We start from the raw sequence: 19,222 nt of genomic DNA on the forward strand, positions 1-19,222 counted from the left end.
TGTTGTATTTTAACAGTTCTATTACGATTCCTTGTAAGTATGTTTTATGCAGTAAGTATTTTTGAATTATGCAGTAGATTTTTACCTTCACCAATTACCTTCATTAAAGTTAGGTTCATCCATCTCCTTAACATATACTGATATCCATATTGCTGTATCTTCAACAGCATCAGTTTCAATGAACACCCCTTTACTGGATTCATACACTTCCTCAAAATCATCATAGTTAAATGATGGCTCAATTTTCATGAAATCCTGAGCTTTCATTCCAACACCAATTTTCCCCCACAACAACCCTTTGTAACCATTAAGCGTTGTTATTTTAAAGAGCTTACCATTTACTAAATTAAAGAATAAATATAGAGAATCTGCTATTTCATATCTAATCCACAGATTATTTAATATCTGAGCTTTAACTTTTCTATCCTCTAATAACGGTTTTAGTTCCCTAATGGTGCTATAAAGCTTTATTCCTCCAATGCCTTGGTATGGAATAATTGGTTCATTTATATCAATCATTTATTTCCCTCCTGTAAAAATTACTGTAACATTTTTTTCACCACTTGCTTTATATAAGTCTTCAGTCCCATTAACAATTTTTATTTTTCCAACATCTTGTGAAGTTGTACTAATTTTAATATATGGCAATTCTCCATGTCTTCCGCCACCAGGAGATACTTGCAGCATCTGTATGTTTCTACCAGCATTCTCTGAAGCATTATTTACTCTAATTATCATTGCTCCTGAGCTTGACCTTGTTGATGCTTCAACAGTCACATCGTACCCACTTTTTCTCATTGCTTCTGCTATCTCATCAACAGACTTTCCTCTGAACATATCTAGATTGTTTTTAACACCATCTATACTGATTTTATCTTTAAATATAGATTCAGCTCCAGTCGCCCCCTTATTAACCATCTCCGCTGCATCATCCGAATATCTAAACAATCCGTCTCCTGCATCTACTACATCATCTGCATACCTTGACACATTTCTTCCTGCATCTATCACGTCATCTGCATACTTTGTTCCTATCCCTAGAAATTCTTTTCCCCACTTTGTCCCTTTACCTACAATGTCTCCAAATGGTATAAAGGATATGCTGGATAACGCTGCATTAGTTAAATCACCCTGCAAGAAGTAATAACCTGTATTTATAGCATCAAATAAATTTCCTACAACTGGTGCCATACCTAAAACATCTAGTATACCATGGATGATACCATCTCCATCTGCACTTAATCCAAACGGATCTATGTTAGATATTGGGTTGCCATTGGCATAAGCATATCTGTTCATGGTTACACTGCTTGCTATACTTCCTAATACTACGTCCTGGTTTACGAATCTCTTAATGTCCGGATTGTAATATCTTGCTCTCATGTAGTACAATCCGTTGCTGTCTGTCATTACTCCGTATCTTCCGTTGTATAGGAATGGTGTATCTGTAATTCCTGTTTTCCTTAGAAGTTCTCCATATGGTCCATATTCTATACGGTCGGTTATTTTTCCTTCTTCGCCGGTTATTGCTGTGGTGCTTCCTCTTCTGTCATAATGATATGTTCTGTAATTGCCATAGCTGTCTTCTTGAGCTATCAAGCCTAGTCCATATACATAGTATGTGTCGTTTCCATTAGCATCTGTTCTTACAAGTACCTGACTTAGTTTTCCAAGTACATTTACAGTATAATAGGTTTCTTGTCCATTTTCCACTATGGCTATTCTATTATTTTCTGCATCGTACACGTATGTGGTATTTCCTGCTTTTATAAGACGGTTTCTGGAATCATATGTGCACTGTACCATTTCTCCATTCAAAGGCACTGTTATCATGTTTCCATCTGCATCATACTGTATTTTCTTGCCATTGCATGTTATAAGCCTGTTATTGCTGTCATAGGTCATGGTGACGTCATCTGGTATATATGGCACTGAACTTGATGTGCCCTTATCCTCTTTTATCACATTTCCATTGGCATCATACTGGAAGGTGTATCTATTTATTATGTTTCCATCTTTATCTACATCTACTATCTCAGTTATTTGACCTGCTGCATCGTAGGTAAGAGTCTCTACTGTGCCATTAGCTCTTGTTGTCTTTGTTAATCTGCCATTGGCATCGTACTTATACTTTGTTTCTCTCTTAGCCCAGTCAGTTACCTTTTCTAATTTTCCACCTGCACTATATTCATAATATACCTTTTTGCCATCTGGATACATTATGTTTATGAGATTTCCTAATTCATCGTACTCGTAGCTTATAACCTTTCCTCTAGCATCAATATACTTTGTTACTCTGTTCAAAGCATCGTACTCTCTTTTTATGGTGCCATTTTTATCTGTTACTTCCGTTATGTTTCCGTTGACATCATAGCTATAACTCACAACACCTTCTGGGAATATGGTTTTTATTATTCTTCCAAGGGCATCGTACTCATAGGATATATTCTGTCCTCTTCCATTTATCATCTCCGATAAAAGATTTCTGCTGTTGTAGCCATAGCTTACCTGGCTGCCCATGGCTGTTGTCTCTCGGATGAGATTTCCAGCTAAATCATAATCAAAAGTCGTACTATTATTATTGGCATCTGTCATGGTCTTAACATTTCCATCTGCATTGTAACTCTGCTTTGTTACACCTTTAAGTGGATCTGTAACTTCTATAAGTCTGTTATCATTATCATAATTTAGCTTTGTAGTTCTTCCCATTTTGTCAACTATTTCTATAAGTCTTCCAAGATTGTCATAATTGTTAGTGGTGCTATTTCCAAGGGCATCTGTATTCTTTATGATATTTCCCAGGGCATCATAAATTGATTCAAACATCTTTGTTCCAGAATTGTCCTTTTTGCAAATAATATTTCCAAGATTATCATATTCAGTAGTAACAGTCCTTCCATCCTCATCAGTTGCTGAAATTACTCTTCCATTAGCATCATACGTAAATGTAGTTCTGCCATTCTTTGCATTTGTAATAGTTACGAGTTTCCCTTCTCTGTCGTATTCATATCCTGTCTTATTGCCCAATGCATCTATTACTAAAATTAAGTTGCCATTAGCATCATAACTGTATGATGTAGTATTACCCTTTGCATCTGTTGATGTAAGCTTATTACCTCTAACATCATACGTATACGTCACAATATTTCCTAATGCATCCTTACTGCTAATAAGGTTACCAGCATTATCATAACTATATTCAGTTTTATTTCCATTAACATCTGTTGAGGCTATCATTCTTCCTTCAATATCATAATCGTATATAAACGAATTGTTATTGCTGTCCATCACGGTTTTTATTTTTCCATTAGGTGTATAGGTATAAGTAATTTTCCCACCTGAAGGACTTGTTTTGCATATAACTCTGCCATTTGAATCGTAAATATATGATGTGGTATTTCCTTCACCATCTTTTTCCTCTACTACTCTTCCTGCTTTATCGTACACAAATTCACTAACTATAACACCGCCTAATGTCACCTCTGCTATTCTATCCTCACCATCATATTTATAGCATGTCTCTTTGCCCAATGGATCAATTACTTTTGTCAGCTTTTTATTACCATTGTAGCTATAAGTTGTTGTATTTCCATTGGCATCAGTTTTAGTAAGCTTGTTCCTATTCATATCATAAGTGTAGCTTGTTGTATTTCCCAATGCATCTGTAACACTTATTAGATTATTCATCACATCATACTGAAATCTTATGGTATTACCTTCCCTATCTACAGTAGCAGCCAACCTTCCAACTTCATCATATTCCAACTTAGAAATATTTTTCATATAGTCCGAACTAGCTATAAGCATTCCATTCTCGTATGTGAATCCTGTAGTACCAACTCCTTGTACTGTTTTACTTATAGCATGTCCTTTTTCATCATAAAGATAGGTTGTGAGGTTGCCATTTTTGTCCATGATATTTAATGGAAGATTGTTATCATTATAGGAATTGTTAAGCTTTATGCCTGATGGACTTTCTATAGTTATTAGATTTCCTTTATTGTCATAAGTGTAAGCTGTTTTACTTCCATCTGCATCCGTAATGCTTGTAACATTGCCTAATTTATCATAGGTATAACTTACTGCATTCCCCTGTGCATTTATACATTTTGTCTTATTTCCATCAACATCATATTCGTACTTTGTAACGTTACCAGTTTCATCTGTAATCTGTATAATATTATATTTTCTATCAAAGATATATTTCTTTACATTACCATTTCTATCTTTAATTTCTGTTGTAAGTTTTTCAGAATCACTGCTGTACTTAAAAGTTGTAAGCTCGTTGCTTTCTACTCCATCATCTTGAGAAATTACCCTTCCCCTATTATCATATATATTGGTAAATATAGTTCCTAATTCATTTTTACCTCTTACAACATGTCCATTATCATCATATGTGTATTCAGTCACTTTTCCATCTGGTGTAATGATTTTGATAAGGTTTTTGTTTTCATCATATTCAAACAACGCAGCTCTATTTGATTTATCGCTGACTTTTACGATGAAATTCTCATTATTATACTCAAACTTTAGACTTTGTGTTGTGTCCTCATCCAATAGTTTAATAAGCCTTCCAAGATTGTCATATTCCAAAGATAAAATTTTACCTATTCTACTTTGAACTCTTATAAGTTTACCACCATTATCAAAGACGTATGTGCTATTGTCTTTAAGTTCTAGTTCAAATGCGCCATTTTCTTTTCTAATAACCTTTATTCCTCTTGACTGAGTTGGTTCTATTGGAATATACTTGCCTTCTTGAGTCTTATAATATGTCTCGCAAAAGCTTGCACTCCAGTGAACTATAATATTGCCACTTTCAGTTACTTCTATCTTTTTTTCAAAATCATGAGTCCAACCTTTTCCCATGGTGCTAATATCAAGAATGCCTGAGTTATATTTTATATCAAAATTTAGATTACTATCACCATTTATAGATAAAGGTCTCTTTTCTATAATATGTGCTCCCGTCGCCGTATCAATCGGATCTGCTACCAATGATAAATCTATGACTTTTTGATAATATCTCTTGCGTTCGCTTTCTATAGTTGTTATAGTTGTTGGAATGTCTATACCATCTTGTGATGTGTTTATTATAAAGGATTTACTTAAATCCAACCTAAAGCTATCCTCTATCTTTACATCTTCTACATCGCTAAATTGTGGTACCAATATGACAGGAAGAGTTACTTCCTCGCCAGTTTCTAAAACTGGAACATTAATTTTTCTTTCACTTGCCCCAGCTATTATATAATTTGAACCTTCTTTTATTGATATAGATACATTGTTTATATTTCGATCTGAAGTATTCTTTAATGTTATATATACTTTATAGTCTTTGCCCATAAATGCCCAATCTTCAGCTTCAATTAAAACTTCTAATCCATCGTCTCCATATACTTTTATAGGTTCTGAGTTCTTAAAAATTGTACTTACTGGCTCTCCGAAGGGTTGAAGTACTCCGTCAAATCGTGCTTCAATATCATATGTCCCTTCTTTGTCACCTCTTATTATCCATTCATATTGCTTTGTTTCTCCACCTTTAATATCACTGTCTTCTGGCACTGTACTATTCATAATACTTAACCCATCAGGTACAAATAACTGAGCTACTGAATCTGATATTGTAAATGGTTCATCAGCTTGATTGATTATATTTAAGCTAACATTGAAAAATTCTTTCAACCATGATACTTCTGAAGGTATCACAAGATAAGAAATTGCTGGAGCTACTTCTGGATGATTTGCATGAGATATAGGTCTTATTCCTACACTATAATCATGACCCTCCACGGTAACTTTGTTCCATTCGTTTTTCTTATTTAAAACAGCACCTTTTCCATTTATATATATAGGTGGTAATGGCTGTTTATTGAAGCCTAAATGAATTTCATAGGAGTATACCCATTGGTTATCCGAAGAATTGATATTTATTCCTGCATCAATTATTTCATCTAATTCCATTCTTCTCACATCAATTCTTCCATTTATGATTGCTCCTCTTTCAACAGCAATTATAACATCCTGCCTACTTCCTTTTTCAACTATACAATCTTTATATGCTGGTTTAAAATCATGCTTGTATGCTAATATAACATGCTTACCTTCTGGTGCAACAATGTTTACATGACCTAAAGAGTCCGATACATATCTTTGTTGTTTACCATCGGAATACTGCACTATAACACTAGCACCTGAAATTGCTGCTCCACTACTTTTATCTACAATTCTAATTTTAATGTCACCTGATATTTCCTTAGGATGTATTTGAATTTTTGCCTTGCTAGAAGCTATATTCCCTGCAGCATCGAATACTGACAAAGTAACCTCATACTCTCCTGACTTGTTGTATACGTGTCTTGGTTGAGCTAAGTTTGAATTACTTCCATCTCCAAAATTCCATTGGTATTTTACAATTTTATCATTATCCTTTGCTATACTGCCATCAAATTGCACTTCATGTTCACTAATACCTACCATATCTTCAAATTTTTCAATTGTAGGTGCATATGAATCATTTTCTTCTGGCATAGTATATACTACTTCACTAAAACTTGAATTATTATATATGTCTAAGGCTTCGATTTTATAATAATAATTTCTGCCTGGAAGTAATTTATTATCTTTGTATACTTTCCCTTTGGTAGTATAAACCACTTCATATCCTTCATTTGGTTTCAAACTCCTATATACTTTAAAAATGTTAAAGTCATCTTCAGTAGTACATTCCCAGCTCAAATCACAGGACCACCCAGACGGCTTAACCTTTAATATAGGAGTTTTAGGAGCATTTAAATTTAAATTACATGATATAACTTTAGGCTTACTTTCATTGCCAGATGCATCTTTTACTATAATCCTTATTTTATATGCTCCATCCTGCAATGCAGTTGTATCCCATTTTACCTTTGCCACATAACTATAATTATCAGCAACTTGTTTATCCATTAAAATCCATTGATTTTCTCTCATGTATTCAACAACTATTTCTGATAATTTATAGTTGTCCCAAGCTTGAATACTTATGTCAGGGTTAGCACCTAATGTGTCACCATCATTAATTGTTACACTTAAAACCTCTGGAATTTCCTCATCCTTTGGCATACTTCCATATACCGTATTACTTTTTAAACTTGTATTGCCAGCTGCATCAACTGCTGCAATTTTGTAGTAGTAATTTGTACCTGGTTCCGTATTTCTATCTCTGTATGCAATCATTGGTACATTTTCAGCTATAATTTCGTAAACTCCATTCTCAGATATACTTCTGTATACGTTGTATCCTTTTAAATCTTCTTCTTTTCCTTCATCCCATTCAAGAAGAATATACCCACTATTATGGTTAGTTTTTAATCCTTTAGGTTGTGACGGTGCAGTGTGATCTACTCTGTATTCAACATATGGTGCTGTATTTGAAGCATTGCTACTATGTCCCGCATCATCCTCCGCTATAGCTCGTATATATATCGCACCTTCTTCTTTTGAAGAAATATCTAAATCATAGGACACATTTACATTTTTCTTATCATCACTCTTTACATCAATTTTTGCAACCTCTGTCCAAGTCTTTTCATCCGTTGAAATTTCAATCTTAATACTCTTTATTGCAATATCGTCTTTTGCACCTATTTTTAGAGGTATTACCTTACTATAATACCCTGGCGATGGCTGCAATGAAGTTATAACTGGAGCTGTAATATCATTTCCAGTAGTTGCCATGATCTCATCCGATTCTATTCCCCTATTACCGAAAATATCATATGCAATTACTCTAAACCAATATGCGGTTTTCTCATTAAGACCTGTCACATTCATTCCCAACGTATCATATATTTTACCTATAACCTTGTATTTCCCATCTTTACCATCCTTACGTTCCACTTGGAAATATGAGAAGTCCTTATTGTTTACATTTTTCCATTTAAGCAATATACTATTGCTATATGGTACATAATCTAATCCAATTACTTTATCTGGCCCTTCATTATCTATAATATACGTTCGTATTGGATTGCCATCGCTTTCGTTGCCACATTTATCTATTGCAATAGCCCTCACTTTCACCTTTCCATTGATATTGCTAGTATCCCATGTAAATTTGGCCTCGCCTTCTGTCTCTATAATGCCTATATCATTCCATATATTTTCCAAAATAGAATACTGTAATTTTATCTTTTGCACTTTTGTATTATCTTCTGCTCTTACAATTATAGTGGCATTTTTACCTATGTTTTCATTGTCATCTGGTTCTATTCCAAGAATAATAGGAGGAATAGAGTCTTTCACTGCTTTTACAGTAACTATCTCTGAATCCACACTTTCATTTTCAAAAACATCTACTGCTATTAACTTGTATAAATATGTTTTACCTTCTACTACGTTAGGATCAATATATGAACATATATGCTTATCACATATATTCTTTATGAAAGAAAATTTCTCGTCTTCTTCAGATTTTCTATAGATTCTGTATTCCTTAAAATCTGAACTTTTACATTCATCCCATGTTAATAAAATATTTCCAGAATCACTCTCCACTTTTATATTCTCCACTATATCTGGTGCTATACTGTCCACTATATAATTTACGATTTCTTGACTTACATTATCAGCAGCATCGTACATAGTATATCTAAACTTGTAACTGCCATCTTTAAATTCACCTAAGTCCACATAAAATGAAAAACAACTTTCATTTTCATCTTGTTCATATGAACGTTCCTCTTTTTTTAAAAGTACCCATTCATTATCATTTTTTAAGTATTCCACGGTAGCGTATGCATCTTCTGTATTCCCTGTGTTTAAAAAATATAGCTCTAGCTTCTGATAACCACCTACATTCATATCACTACTCGGAGTTGTCCTTGTTATATGAGGCATAAGTGGAATTGCTTCTACAACATTACTCTGTTCCGAGCTATTACCTGCTGTGTCGAAAGCTTTTATTGTATATGAATATTTCACTTTTTCAACTAAATCCTTATCAGTATATTCTAGCCACTGTGATTCCCCAACTTTCTGACCATCTCTATAAATTTCATACCTTGTAGCACCCACATTGTCATGGGGAGCCGTCCACCTTAAAACCACTGATGAGCCGGTTTTAATATAAACACGTAAATCTTTTACATTATCAGGTTTTTCAGTATCTACTATAGTTATAGCACTAACCTCATTGCTGTTTTCAGATTCAGCTCCTAAAATATACGCAGTAACTCTGTATTGATAAGTTGTATTACCTTGTAAATATATATCTGTAAATTTTGTATCTTTCACTCTGCTAACATATTTACCATTTCTGTATATATTGTACATTAAATTTTCATCATGATTCTGTTCATCATTCCATGATAAACTAACTGTACCTGCTGTGGTACCAGTTACCTTTAATCCTTGTGGAACTAATGGTGGTTCTATTATTCTTATACTGTATGCTCCTTTGGAACTATCTCCTATACACTTTAAATAATAAACTTTATCTTTGGATAAATACTTCTTAATACTACTGCCTGATTCATCCCAATAATTCGTTGGTTCAATCACTAACATAATATTCGATCCATAACCCTCGTTCTGTATTACAGCGTAATCCCCAGATTTATCCACTTTAAATTTAAAATAGTCTATATCATAAGCATAATCTATATTACCCTTCAATTGTTTAGATATATCTATTAGAGTTGCATCACTTTGATAATTTCCATAATCATCTGTAATTTTTAGTTCTTGGCTAAAGTCAGACCAATTTTTCGACGTATCACAGGCTCTTATTTTGTATACGTGTTCTCCTGCTGTAAAATTATAATCCTTGAATACAGCTTCCCTAGTTGTTCCAATAACTATTCCATCCCTATATACCTCATATAACTCAACGATAGAATCATCTACAGATGGTTTCCATTGAAATTTAATGCCATTACCTTCACAGCTAGTAGTTGATACATTTTGTGGTGCTGATGGCTGTATATTATCTATCATTGTAGTAACTTCAGCCCAATTGCTTTTTTGTGATTCAGCCCCACTAATTTCTGATGTTACTGTATATCTATATATTGTTGCTCCACTTAAATTATCATCTAAATACACTAATTCTTTTGATGATGCAATATAAATACCATCTCGATAAATTTTGTATTGTAAATCTTTATCATTACTTGTCGATGCCTTCCATGTGAGTTTAATTGAACTTACATTTACCGCTTCAGCCACTAATTCTCTTGGAGGCTCTGGCGGATAAATTACATTTATAAAATATTCTCCTACATTGCTAATATTCGTACTTAAAAAATAAGTTTTACCTTTTTCTAAGATTTGCGATATTCTACCATAAAAGCCTGAATTCAAATATCTTAAATTTTCATCACATAAAGTTAAACAAGCATTATTGCATATAATAGAATACATCCCTGATTTATCTACTTGGAACGAAAAACAATCATAATCATTTTCGTAATCAATTTTAACTCTTATTTGATTATCTAATTTCACACTTTTAGCTAAAGTAAGTGTATTTTCAAAATCATCTTCTATTGCAATTTCATCTGAGAAACCCGAATAATTTCCACATATATCACATCCTCTTACTTTATATACGTGCTTTTGCAATGCACTAAATTCAGTATCTTTATATGAAAGTCTATCATAATAATTTGATTTACATACTCCTATTTTTATTCCATCTCTGTATATTTCATATTCTTTTATAACCGAAGATTGCAATGGATTTTGCCAAGAAACTTCAACTCCTGTATCACTACCAGAGATTTTCAGATTTAATGGTTTATTTAATGACTTATCTTCGTTTAAAGTAAATATTACAGATTCTCCATCCTCTGATTCATATTTATATTCAGGATCCCATGTAGTTACCTTATATCTATACATTTTATTTTTATCTAGATTGCTGTGTATATATTCTGCATCAGTAGTACTATTAAGTAATTTACCATCGCAATAAATTCTGTACTCAATATTTCTTCCGGTATTATTAACTGCAGGATCCCATTTTAATATAGCTGATAAATTTTCATTAGCCTTTACTATTAAATTAATAGGTGAACCAATTAAGGATGATATCACTATTTCACAACCCATAGGATAACTACGAGGCGCCCATGATTTTACCAATAAATGATACGTCATATTTGCTTCTAATAAATATACATCACTTATATTTACACTCCATTCATTCCAACTATAGTCTTTTCCTTTTTCACGCTTTATAATATCTCCTTGTGAATTTAAAACACTCACATGTGTAATAGTATCCCAAAAGCTAGGAAAACTTTGTAAACAGTACTTGTCAGTTTTAGGAACTTGTATTGTTAGCCAGTCTTCATCACCCTCGTAATTAGTTCTAACTATTATTTTTGAATTTATCTCAATTTTAGTTCCATACTCCATTTCATTTGGAAAATCATCTTCAAAAATACATTCTTTACTAAATTCTGACCAATTTCCAGATGTATCACAAGCTCTTAATTTATATGAATGTGATCTTCCTTTAAAATCATAATCATAGTAGTAATTTTTATTTGTTATGCCAATCATTATGCCATCTTTATATATTTCATATTTTGCAATTTTACATTCATCTTCAAATGATTTCCAATTAATATTTAATATATCCTTTTGGTTATTGTCTACAGAAAACTGTATATCCATAGATGGTTTAGGAGGTATAAGATCCTTATAAGTGACTGCACTAGCTAAATTACTTTTTTCTGATTCTGAATCTAACTTATTTGCGGTTACACTATAACTATATTCTGTATTTCCAGTTAACTTTTTATCTTCATATTTAGTTTCCTTAGTTTTTGCAATATAAAGACCATTTCTATATATTTTATATTCAATCCCATCACAATTATCTAATGCTTTCCAAGCTAAGTTTATTGTTCCGGCATTTACATTAGATATAATAAGATCTTTAGGAGAATCTATAAATGTCTCAGTTGGAACTATCTTTATTGAGTATTCTCCAAGTTCTGACCAATATTCTCCTTCTATACTTAAATAGTATATTTTCCCTTGTTGTAATTGAATTTTTGAATCATTTTGTCCTAAATACGTATTATCTGAATCATATATGCTTAAATCAAATCTGATATTTTCCGCACATTCACTTGTTATGTAATATTTGCCATTTGTTTTGACTTGGAATGTGAAATAATCTTTATCGGATTTATAGTTTATATTTCCATTTATCTCTGCAATATTATTAATATTTTGTGCTGTTTCTGCATTATTTCCATAATCATCTTCTACCATAAGTTCTGTAAATTCCGAATAATTTCCTGAAGTATCACATGCACGCACTTTATATAAGATTTTACCTTTCATAAAAGCGTTATCAATATATTCACAATTATTTCCTTCATAAATCAAATCACTGTTTTTATATACTTGATATGATTTTATATTGCAATTATCCTCAAACCTTTGCCATGTCAATCGTATTCCTTGACCATCACCTTCAAGATAAATTGAGCTTTGCTTTTCTGGTTTAATATTATCTATTTTAGTCTTTATTTTTATTTCATTGCTATATTTTGATTCCACTCCCAAAATATTAGATTTTACTGTATATAAATATTCAGTTTCTCCGTCGAGATGATCATCTTTATAATTATTTTTTTCAGTCTTAGCAATTAATACACCATTTCTATATATATTGTATTTTAAATTTTTGTCACTACTATTAATATATTTCCATGTCAATTCTACTGATTTTTCCGTTATATTATTAGCTTGTAAATTTTGAGGAACATTAGGCGATAATGTAGATTTTAATATCAAATTATATCTTCCTGTTTCATTATAATTAGAAGAATAAACAGCAATATAATATTCTTTTCCTTCTTCTAATTTCTTTACTATTCTAAAACCTATTTTCTTATTTACATCATATACATTACCAGAATTATCAGCATTACTAATAGATTCTCCTTTGTCATTATACAAACCTACCCAACAAGATATTTTTCCTCCCATGTTTATAGAATATATGTCTGTCTTACTAACCTTGAATTTAAAACAATCAATATCTGAATCGGACTCTATGTCTCCGTAAAATCCATAATTCAAATCTACCAATTTTGCATTCATAAGTTTATCAGTATAGTCATCTTCTAACCTACTAAATTCACTAAACTCTGAAAAATTTTCTGAAGTGTCACATGCCCTAACTTTATAATCATGTGTCCCCCCAATACATTCCGTATCTATATACATCATATCTTCATTGAAATTTTTTTCTGGTAAAACTGCTTGAATGAACTTTCCATCTCTATAAATTTCATATCGTTTTATACCACATTTGTCCTGAGATTTATGCCATGTAATTTTAGTTCCACATTCCATACCATACTTATAATGGCATGTGGTAACATTAGTTGGCACTGTCGGTAAATCGAGATCTTCATTAGTTGTAGCAATAACTTCAACACTATGCCCTGATTCATTTTGATGCCCATATGCTATCTTTGAAGTAATTGTGTATTTATATGATGTTGAGCCGGTTAATTGTTTATCTACGTACTTGTTTTCATAAGTATTACCAACTTTAATTCCATCCCTATAAATAGTGTATTCAAGTATTTCTTCATTATTTACTATATACTGCCATGACAACTCTACTGTACCTTCTGTTACCCTATCTACTTTTAGTCCAGTAGGAATCGTTATTTCTTTTTTATCTTCTTGTACTATTTGCATTATGTCTTCATTCGATACTTCTGATGCCATAACACTCATAGAACATCCCACCCATAAATACACAATAGATATAATTGGAAGTGTAAAATAGACTACCAAACGTTTCGATATTGTTTTACATTTTTCGTTCACTTATTTTCCCCCTTTTCTTGTATCCAGTTTTGTACTGTGATATAATTGTAATTAATTTAATATTTTATCAATAATCATTATATATTTCCATGAATATATTGTCAATATTCGTTTTATTTTGGTTAATTCAATTTTGACTAATATTTTTAAAATTATTATAAGAGGGTGAAATTTTGAATAAAAAAATATTCTTTTTATTTATGTGTATGTCTTTTATTTTTATCTTTCAACGATATACATATGCTGATACCTATCACTATGACGAACTTAATAGGTTAATTACTGTTACATTTGACAATGGTAACAGTATAAATTACTCATATGATCCATGCGGCAATATACTTTCAACAAAGAAAACTGTTATCGCTCAAGAGCCAAAAATAATTTCATTGGACACTGGAATATCTGGAAGTACATTAAATTTAAATGTAGGTCAGTATTATACACTGCACTGCACCGCTAAATTTGATAATGGACAAATCCAAAATATCGATAAAGATATTTCTTATACTTCTAGTAATAAAAACATTATTAGTGTAGATAATTTAGGAAATATATCTGCTATTTCATCAGGTTCAACAAATTTAATAATATTGTATAAAGGATTTACTGTGACTTTAACTATTAATATACTTGATCCCTCTAGTGAAAATAAAAAACAGTATTATGAGAATGAGATAATTTATACAGTAAATTCATGTAAAGAAAGAACTTTAGAATATGAATCTTGTGATATGTCCTCTCTCGAAAGGATATCATATATCAAAACTTCTGAAACAGGAAAAAGAACTCTTGCATTAAATGAATTAATAAAATTAGAAGACCTAATAAGTGAAGTTTCTAGCATGGAAGATTTCGAAATGAAGAACTATTTAATTGCTCAACGAAATGAACTTGCAACAAAAATTCTCTCTATAGATAAAAAACTCTACAATAAAGAATTGGAACTACATTTAGATAATGAAAACGTCCTCCTCAATGAGTATGAAACCTGTGATCCTCAAACAATTGAAGAAATACAACAAATTAGAGATAGCTATGAAGGTTTGAGAAACAATACACTACTGGAACTGTTAAGTATCCAGGAACTCATTACCCAAATGACTGATTCGCTTAATATTGAAATTGCTAGCCATTTGCAGGAAAAATATGACAATATGAATGCTAGAATCATCGCTATGGATACTAGACTTTATAACAAAGAACTTGATATTTTAATCAGCGATGCTGATGCAAAATTGATTCTATATGAAAATAGTGCTTGTTCTACTCAAGAAGAAATAACCTATACTCGTGACACTTATGAAGGTGAGCGCTCACAAGCACTTTACAAGATTATTGAAGTCACCGATAGAATTACTACATTAAAAAATTCACTTGGAATTAACGTAGATGAAAAATATAATGAATTTTTATCAGAATTTAATACTAGAATCCATGCTAGAGATAATAAACTAGCTGAACTTGAAAACCAGCTCTATTAACTTCAAAAAAAGCCGTGATAAAAAAATCACGACTTTTTCTTTAACAAACATATTCACCTTGAACACATGGTACCACATCGGTTATGCTCTTTTGCATGCAGTATTTTAAATCTTCTTCAAGTCCCAAGTTTTTTAGTATACCGTAATGTTTTGCCCGGGAAATACAACTGTCAATGTGAGGATGTGCATTGTATAAATCAAGAGCTGTCATAGCTATATCCGTAAGTTGTAAATCTTTCATATTCTTCATCATCTCATGTATTATATATCCACCACAAATAAAATCATCCATAGAGAATTCATCATTGGTGCCAGAATTTATTATGACCACATCCTTATTTAAACCAAGACATTTCTCAGCTACGGCACGTCCATTGATCATAGCACCGATTATTATATGCTCTGCAGTTAGGCTCCTATTTATAGCAGCGGTACCATTACTAGTTGTCATTATTACAGTCTTACCCTTTACCACATCTTCCGTGTATTCCAGTGGAGAGTTGCTACAATGGAATCCATGAATTTTCAATGCTTTCCTTTCTCCACCTAAAATATATTCTCCGGTATCCTTGCTTTCATTTTTAAGATCCCTCTGTTTCGTCCTTTGAAAAGCCTGATCTACCTCTACCACAGGGATGACGCTCTTGGCTCCATTTTTCAATGCTGTTACCATAACAGAAGTAGCTCTCAGCATGTCAATAACCACCGCAGTTTTATTTTTAAGATACTCTCCATCAATGTACTTTTTTGAAATAACTATGTCAATCTTCATTGTACTAACTTCCTTTCGCTTATTTGTAAAACTTCCCCTGGTATAAATCTAATTCCTCTAATCGTTTATCAATAGAATTGAGTACTTCCCACTTTTTCAAACTCCACATAGGCCCAATGAGAGTTTTTCTAGGTGCATCCCCCGTAAGTCTATGTACAACCACTGACTGTGGCAATATAGCTATGCACTTACATATAAGATCTATGTATTCCTCTTGTTCCATGAATTTTAGTCCACCTTTTTGGTACAAATCCACTAAAGGCGTATCCTCCATTAAATGAAGAAGATGAAGTTTTATGCCTTGTATATCCATACGTGAAAGGTATTCTACAGTTTTTAGCATATCCTCTTTTGTTTCTCCCGGAAGACCTAATATTACGTGAACAACTACATCTATATTTTTAGCTCTAAGGTTATGTACTGCTTCTTCAAATACCTGCAACTTGTACCCACGATTTATTATTTCCGCAGTGGTTTCATTGGTAGTTTGAAGACCCAACTCTACCCAAGTGTACAACCTTTTATTGTAATCATTCAGAAGAGCCAGCACGTCTTCTTGAAGACAATCCGGTCTAGTTGCAATGGCAAGAGCCACTACCCCATCCTGTTCTATACCCTCGTCATACTTTTTACGCAATACCTCTACAGGAGCATACGTATTAGTATATGCCTGAAAATAAGCAATGTACTTTCCATCCTTCCACTTCTTATTCATCATCTCTTTAATATCTTCAAATTGCCTGCCAATAGAAAATCTTTTATCACCAGCAAAGTCCCCGGACCCTCTAGCACTGCAGAATATACAGCCACTATGGCCTATAGTTCCATCCCTATTAGGGCAACTAAACCCAGCATCTAAGGAGATTTTAAATACTTTTTCATTGAATTTATGACGCAAAAAGTAATTTAAACTATGATATCTTTTACCATCCCAGTTTGTCATCATCTATCTTAATCACACCTTATCCACTACTTTTAATTTTATACACATATATTATACTACATTTTCGCAATAACTTGTTTTTCTCATTCATATTTTACATTTTATATAAATATCATATACCATTGATAAAAATAAATATTGGAGGATTCATTTTGAAGGATAACATAAAGAAAGTTTTTCAAGTAGCTGTAGTTTTTATCGGCACCATTGTGGGGGCTGGATTAGCTTCCGGTCAAGAAATAACTCAATTTTTTACTAGCTATGGTTTTAACGGATTTAAGGGTATTTTAATATGCCTCATTTTCTATATTACCATATGTCCTTTAGTCGCAAAAATATCAATGGACAAAGGACTCAGTTCCTATGGAGACATTAGCAAAGAAGTCAGTCCTGGTTTTCTCGGTCTAGTCACAGAATATACTACTAACTTCTTCTTTGTAGCATCCTCTGCTATCATATTAGCTGGTTCTGGAGCACTTATTCACCAATACCTGGGTATCTCAAAATACATAGGTATGCTTATTATGATTGTACTCACAGTGTACACTTTACTAAAGGATACAAAAGGACTTATTTTCATAAACTCTTTTATTGTGCCTTGCCTATCCATTACTATTGTAGCTATATTTATACTGTATATATTAGCCTTTGGAAAATACATAAATTTCAATGCGATTTCACAATTAAAGCCTGTAAAACCAATGCTAACGCCTATACAATGGATTATTTCTGCTGTCCTTTACGCTAGTTTTAACATAACCTCTTGTAGCGGAGTTTTAGTACCCCTTACAAAAGAGATGAAAAGTAGAAAAGCCATGTACATTGGAATTATAGTAGGTTCTGTAGGTCTAGTAGCCCTTTCATTAATGATTAACTTAATGTTGGGAATTAACATACCTAATATTTTTAAATATGAAATTCCCCTACTTTATATTGCTTCGCCCTTTGGTTTTATTGTCCAAACGGTTTTGCTAATAATAATCTTCTGCGAGATGTTCTCCACAGAGGTTTCAGATATATATAGTTTAGCAAAAACTCTAGAGCAAAAATATAATATAAAATATAAAAAGGGAATATTTTTAGTTATGCTAGTAACCATTCCACTCTCCCAAATAGGATTTAAAAATCTTATAAATATTCTTTATCCTGCCTTTGGTACACTTAGTGTAATTTTTATCGTACAATGTGCTCTATACTCCTTTCGCCATAGAAAAAAATAGTATATAATGTACTAAGCAAATTTATTTGAAAGGTTATGTGACCATGAATACGGATAATTATTTTACTAATTGCAATATGTGCCCTCGCAAGTGCAGTGCCGATAGAACTAAATCCACCGGTTTCTGCAATGCTTCGGATAAATTAAAAATCTCTAAGGTTTCTCTTCATATGTGGGAGGAACCTTGTATTTCCGGAGAACAAGGCTCTGGAACAATATTCTTCTCCAACTGTAATTTGAAATGTGTTTTCTGTCAAAACTACCATATCAGCCAAAAAGGTTTTGGCAAAGAAATCTCTGTGGAGAGATTAGCGGAGATTTTTCTAGAGCAACAAGAAAGAGGTGCCAACAATATAAACTTAGTGACACCAACACATTATGCGTTTCAAATTATAAAAGCTATCAAAATAGCCAAGAACAATGGACTCACCTTGCCTATACTGTATAACTCCAATGGCTATGAAAGTGTGGAGACTATAAAGCTTCTAAAAGATTACATAGACGTATATCTTCCAGACTTAAAATATTACAATGACAAATATGCCATAAAATATTCAAAAGCTCCTTTTTACTTTGAGACAGCCACCAAGGCTATAGATGAAATGTACAAAAATGTAGGTTCTGTTCAATTTGATGACAAGGGCATGATAAAAAAGGGTGTAATAATACGTCATTTAATGCTACCTCATCTTTTATTCGACTCAAAAAAGGTCATGGACTATATATTTAAAACCTATGGACATAATGTGTATATCAGCCTTATGAATCAATACACACCCATGTACAATGCTGAAATTTATCCAGAAATAAGTAAACCACTAAAACCGGAAATGTACGATGCATTAATTGATTACTGTCTTAGCATAGGCATAAAAAACGCCTTCATTCAGGAAAGTGGCACAAGCTCCACAGCTTTTGTACCAGATTTCGATTTAGAAGGCGTATAATCAAAC

The 19,222-nt window shown here is 32.4% G+C and carries 7 protein-coding genes; 3 read left to right on the forward strand and 4 right to left on the reverse strand.

Annotated elements, in window-relative coordinates:
- Positions 1-87 precede the first annotated feature (87 nt).
- Both BUA73_RS04995 and BUA73_RS05000 read right to left on the reverse strand, forming a co-directional pair.
- Positions 88-519 (reverse strand): FAD-binding oxidoreductase, encoded by a 432-nt coding sequence (locus BUA73_RS04995; RefSeq protein WP_072903047.1) that lies wholly within the window; start codon positions 517-519, stop codon positions 88-90.
- Complete coding sequence (locus BUA73_RS05000; RefSeq protein ID WP_143146974.1) at positions 520-13,851, reverse strand: fibronectin type III domain-containing protein; 13,332 nt, start codon at positions 13,849-13,851, stop codon at positions 520-522.
- Between the two features lie 173 nt (positions 13,852-14,024).
- On the opposite strand from BUA73_RS05000, the gene BUA73_RS05005 reads away from it, so the two are divergent.
- Positions 14,025-15,335, forward strand: a complete 1,311-nt coding sequence (locus tag BUA73_RS05005; protein WP_072903058.1) for an Ig-like domain-containing protein — start codon at positions 14,025-14,027, stop codon at positions 15,333-15,335.
- A 40-nt stretch (positions 15,336-15,375) separates the two neighbouring features.
- Here BUA73_RS05005 and BUA73_RS05010 read toward each other — a convergent pair whose 3' ends face one another.
- Together BUA73_RS05010 and mnmL are read right to left on the reverse strand one after the other, a co-directional pair.
- Entirely contained in the window at positions 15,376-16,107 is a 732-nt protein-coding gene (locus BUA73_RS05010) for a 2-phosphosulfolactate phosphatase (protein WP_072903059.1), read from the reverse strand.
- Positions 16,108-16,126: 19 nt separating this feature from the next.
- Complete coding sequence (mnmL, locus tag BUA73_RS05015) at positions 16,127-17,053, reverse strand: tRNA modification radical SAM protein MnmL/YtqA (protein WP_072903060.1); 927 nt, start codon at positions 17,051-17,053, stop codon at positions 16,127-16,129.
- Positions 17,054-17,202: 149 nt separating this feature from the next.
- Here mnmL and BUA73_RS05020 point away from each other — a divergent pair, with 149 nt between their 5' ends.
- Both BUA73_RS05020 and BUA73_RS05025 read left to right on the forward strand, forming a co-directional pair.
- On the forward strand, positions 17,203-18,270 hold the full coding sequence (locus tag BUA73_RS05020) for a YkvI family membrane protein (protein ID WP_072903061.1): 1,068 nt from the start codon (positions 17,203-17,205) through the stop codon (positions 18,268-18,270).
- A gap of 43 nt (positions 18,271-18,313) precedes the next feature.
- Complete coding sequence (locus BUA73_RS05025; RefSeq protein ID WP_072903062.1) at positions 18,314-19,216, forward strand: radical SAM protein; 903 nt, start codon at positions 18,314-18,316, stop codon at positions 19,214-19,216.
- Positions 19,217-19,222: the final 6 nt, after the last annotated feature.

It is taken from the genome of Hathewaya proteolytica DSM 3090 (assembly GCF_900142225.1).
GTDB lineage: Bacteria > Bacillota > Clostridia > Clostridiales > Clostridiaceae > Hathewaya > Hathewaya proteolytica.

Bases quoted from the DNA above. Each gene is read 5' to 3' on its own strand.
- BUA73_RS04995 (WP_072903047.1), bottom strand. From the start codon at position 519: ATGATTGATATAAATGAACCAATTATTCCATACCAAGGCATTGGAGGA.
- BUA73_RS05010 (WP_072903059.1), bottom strand. From the start codon at position 16,107: ATGAAGATTGACATAGTTATTTCAAAAAAGTACATTGATGGAGAGTAT.
- mnmL (WP_072903060.1), bottom strand. From the start codon at position 17,053: ATGATGACAAACTGGGATGGTAAAAGATATCATAGTTTAAATTACTTT.
- BUA73_RS05025 (WP_072903062.1), top strand. From the start codon at position 18,314: ATGAATACGGATAATTATTTTACTAATTGCAATATGTGCCCTCGCAAG.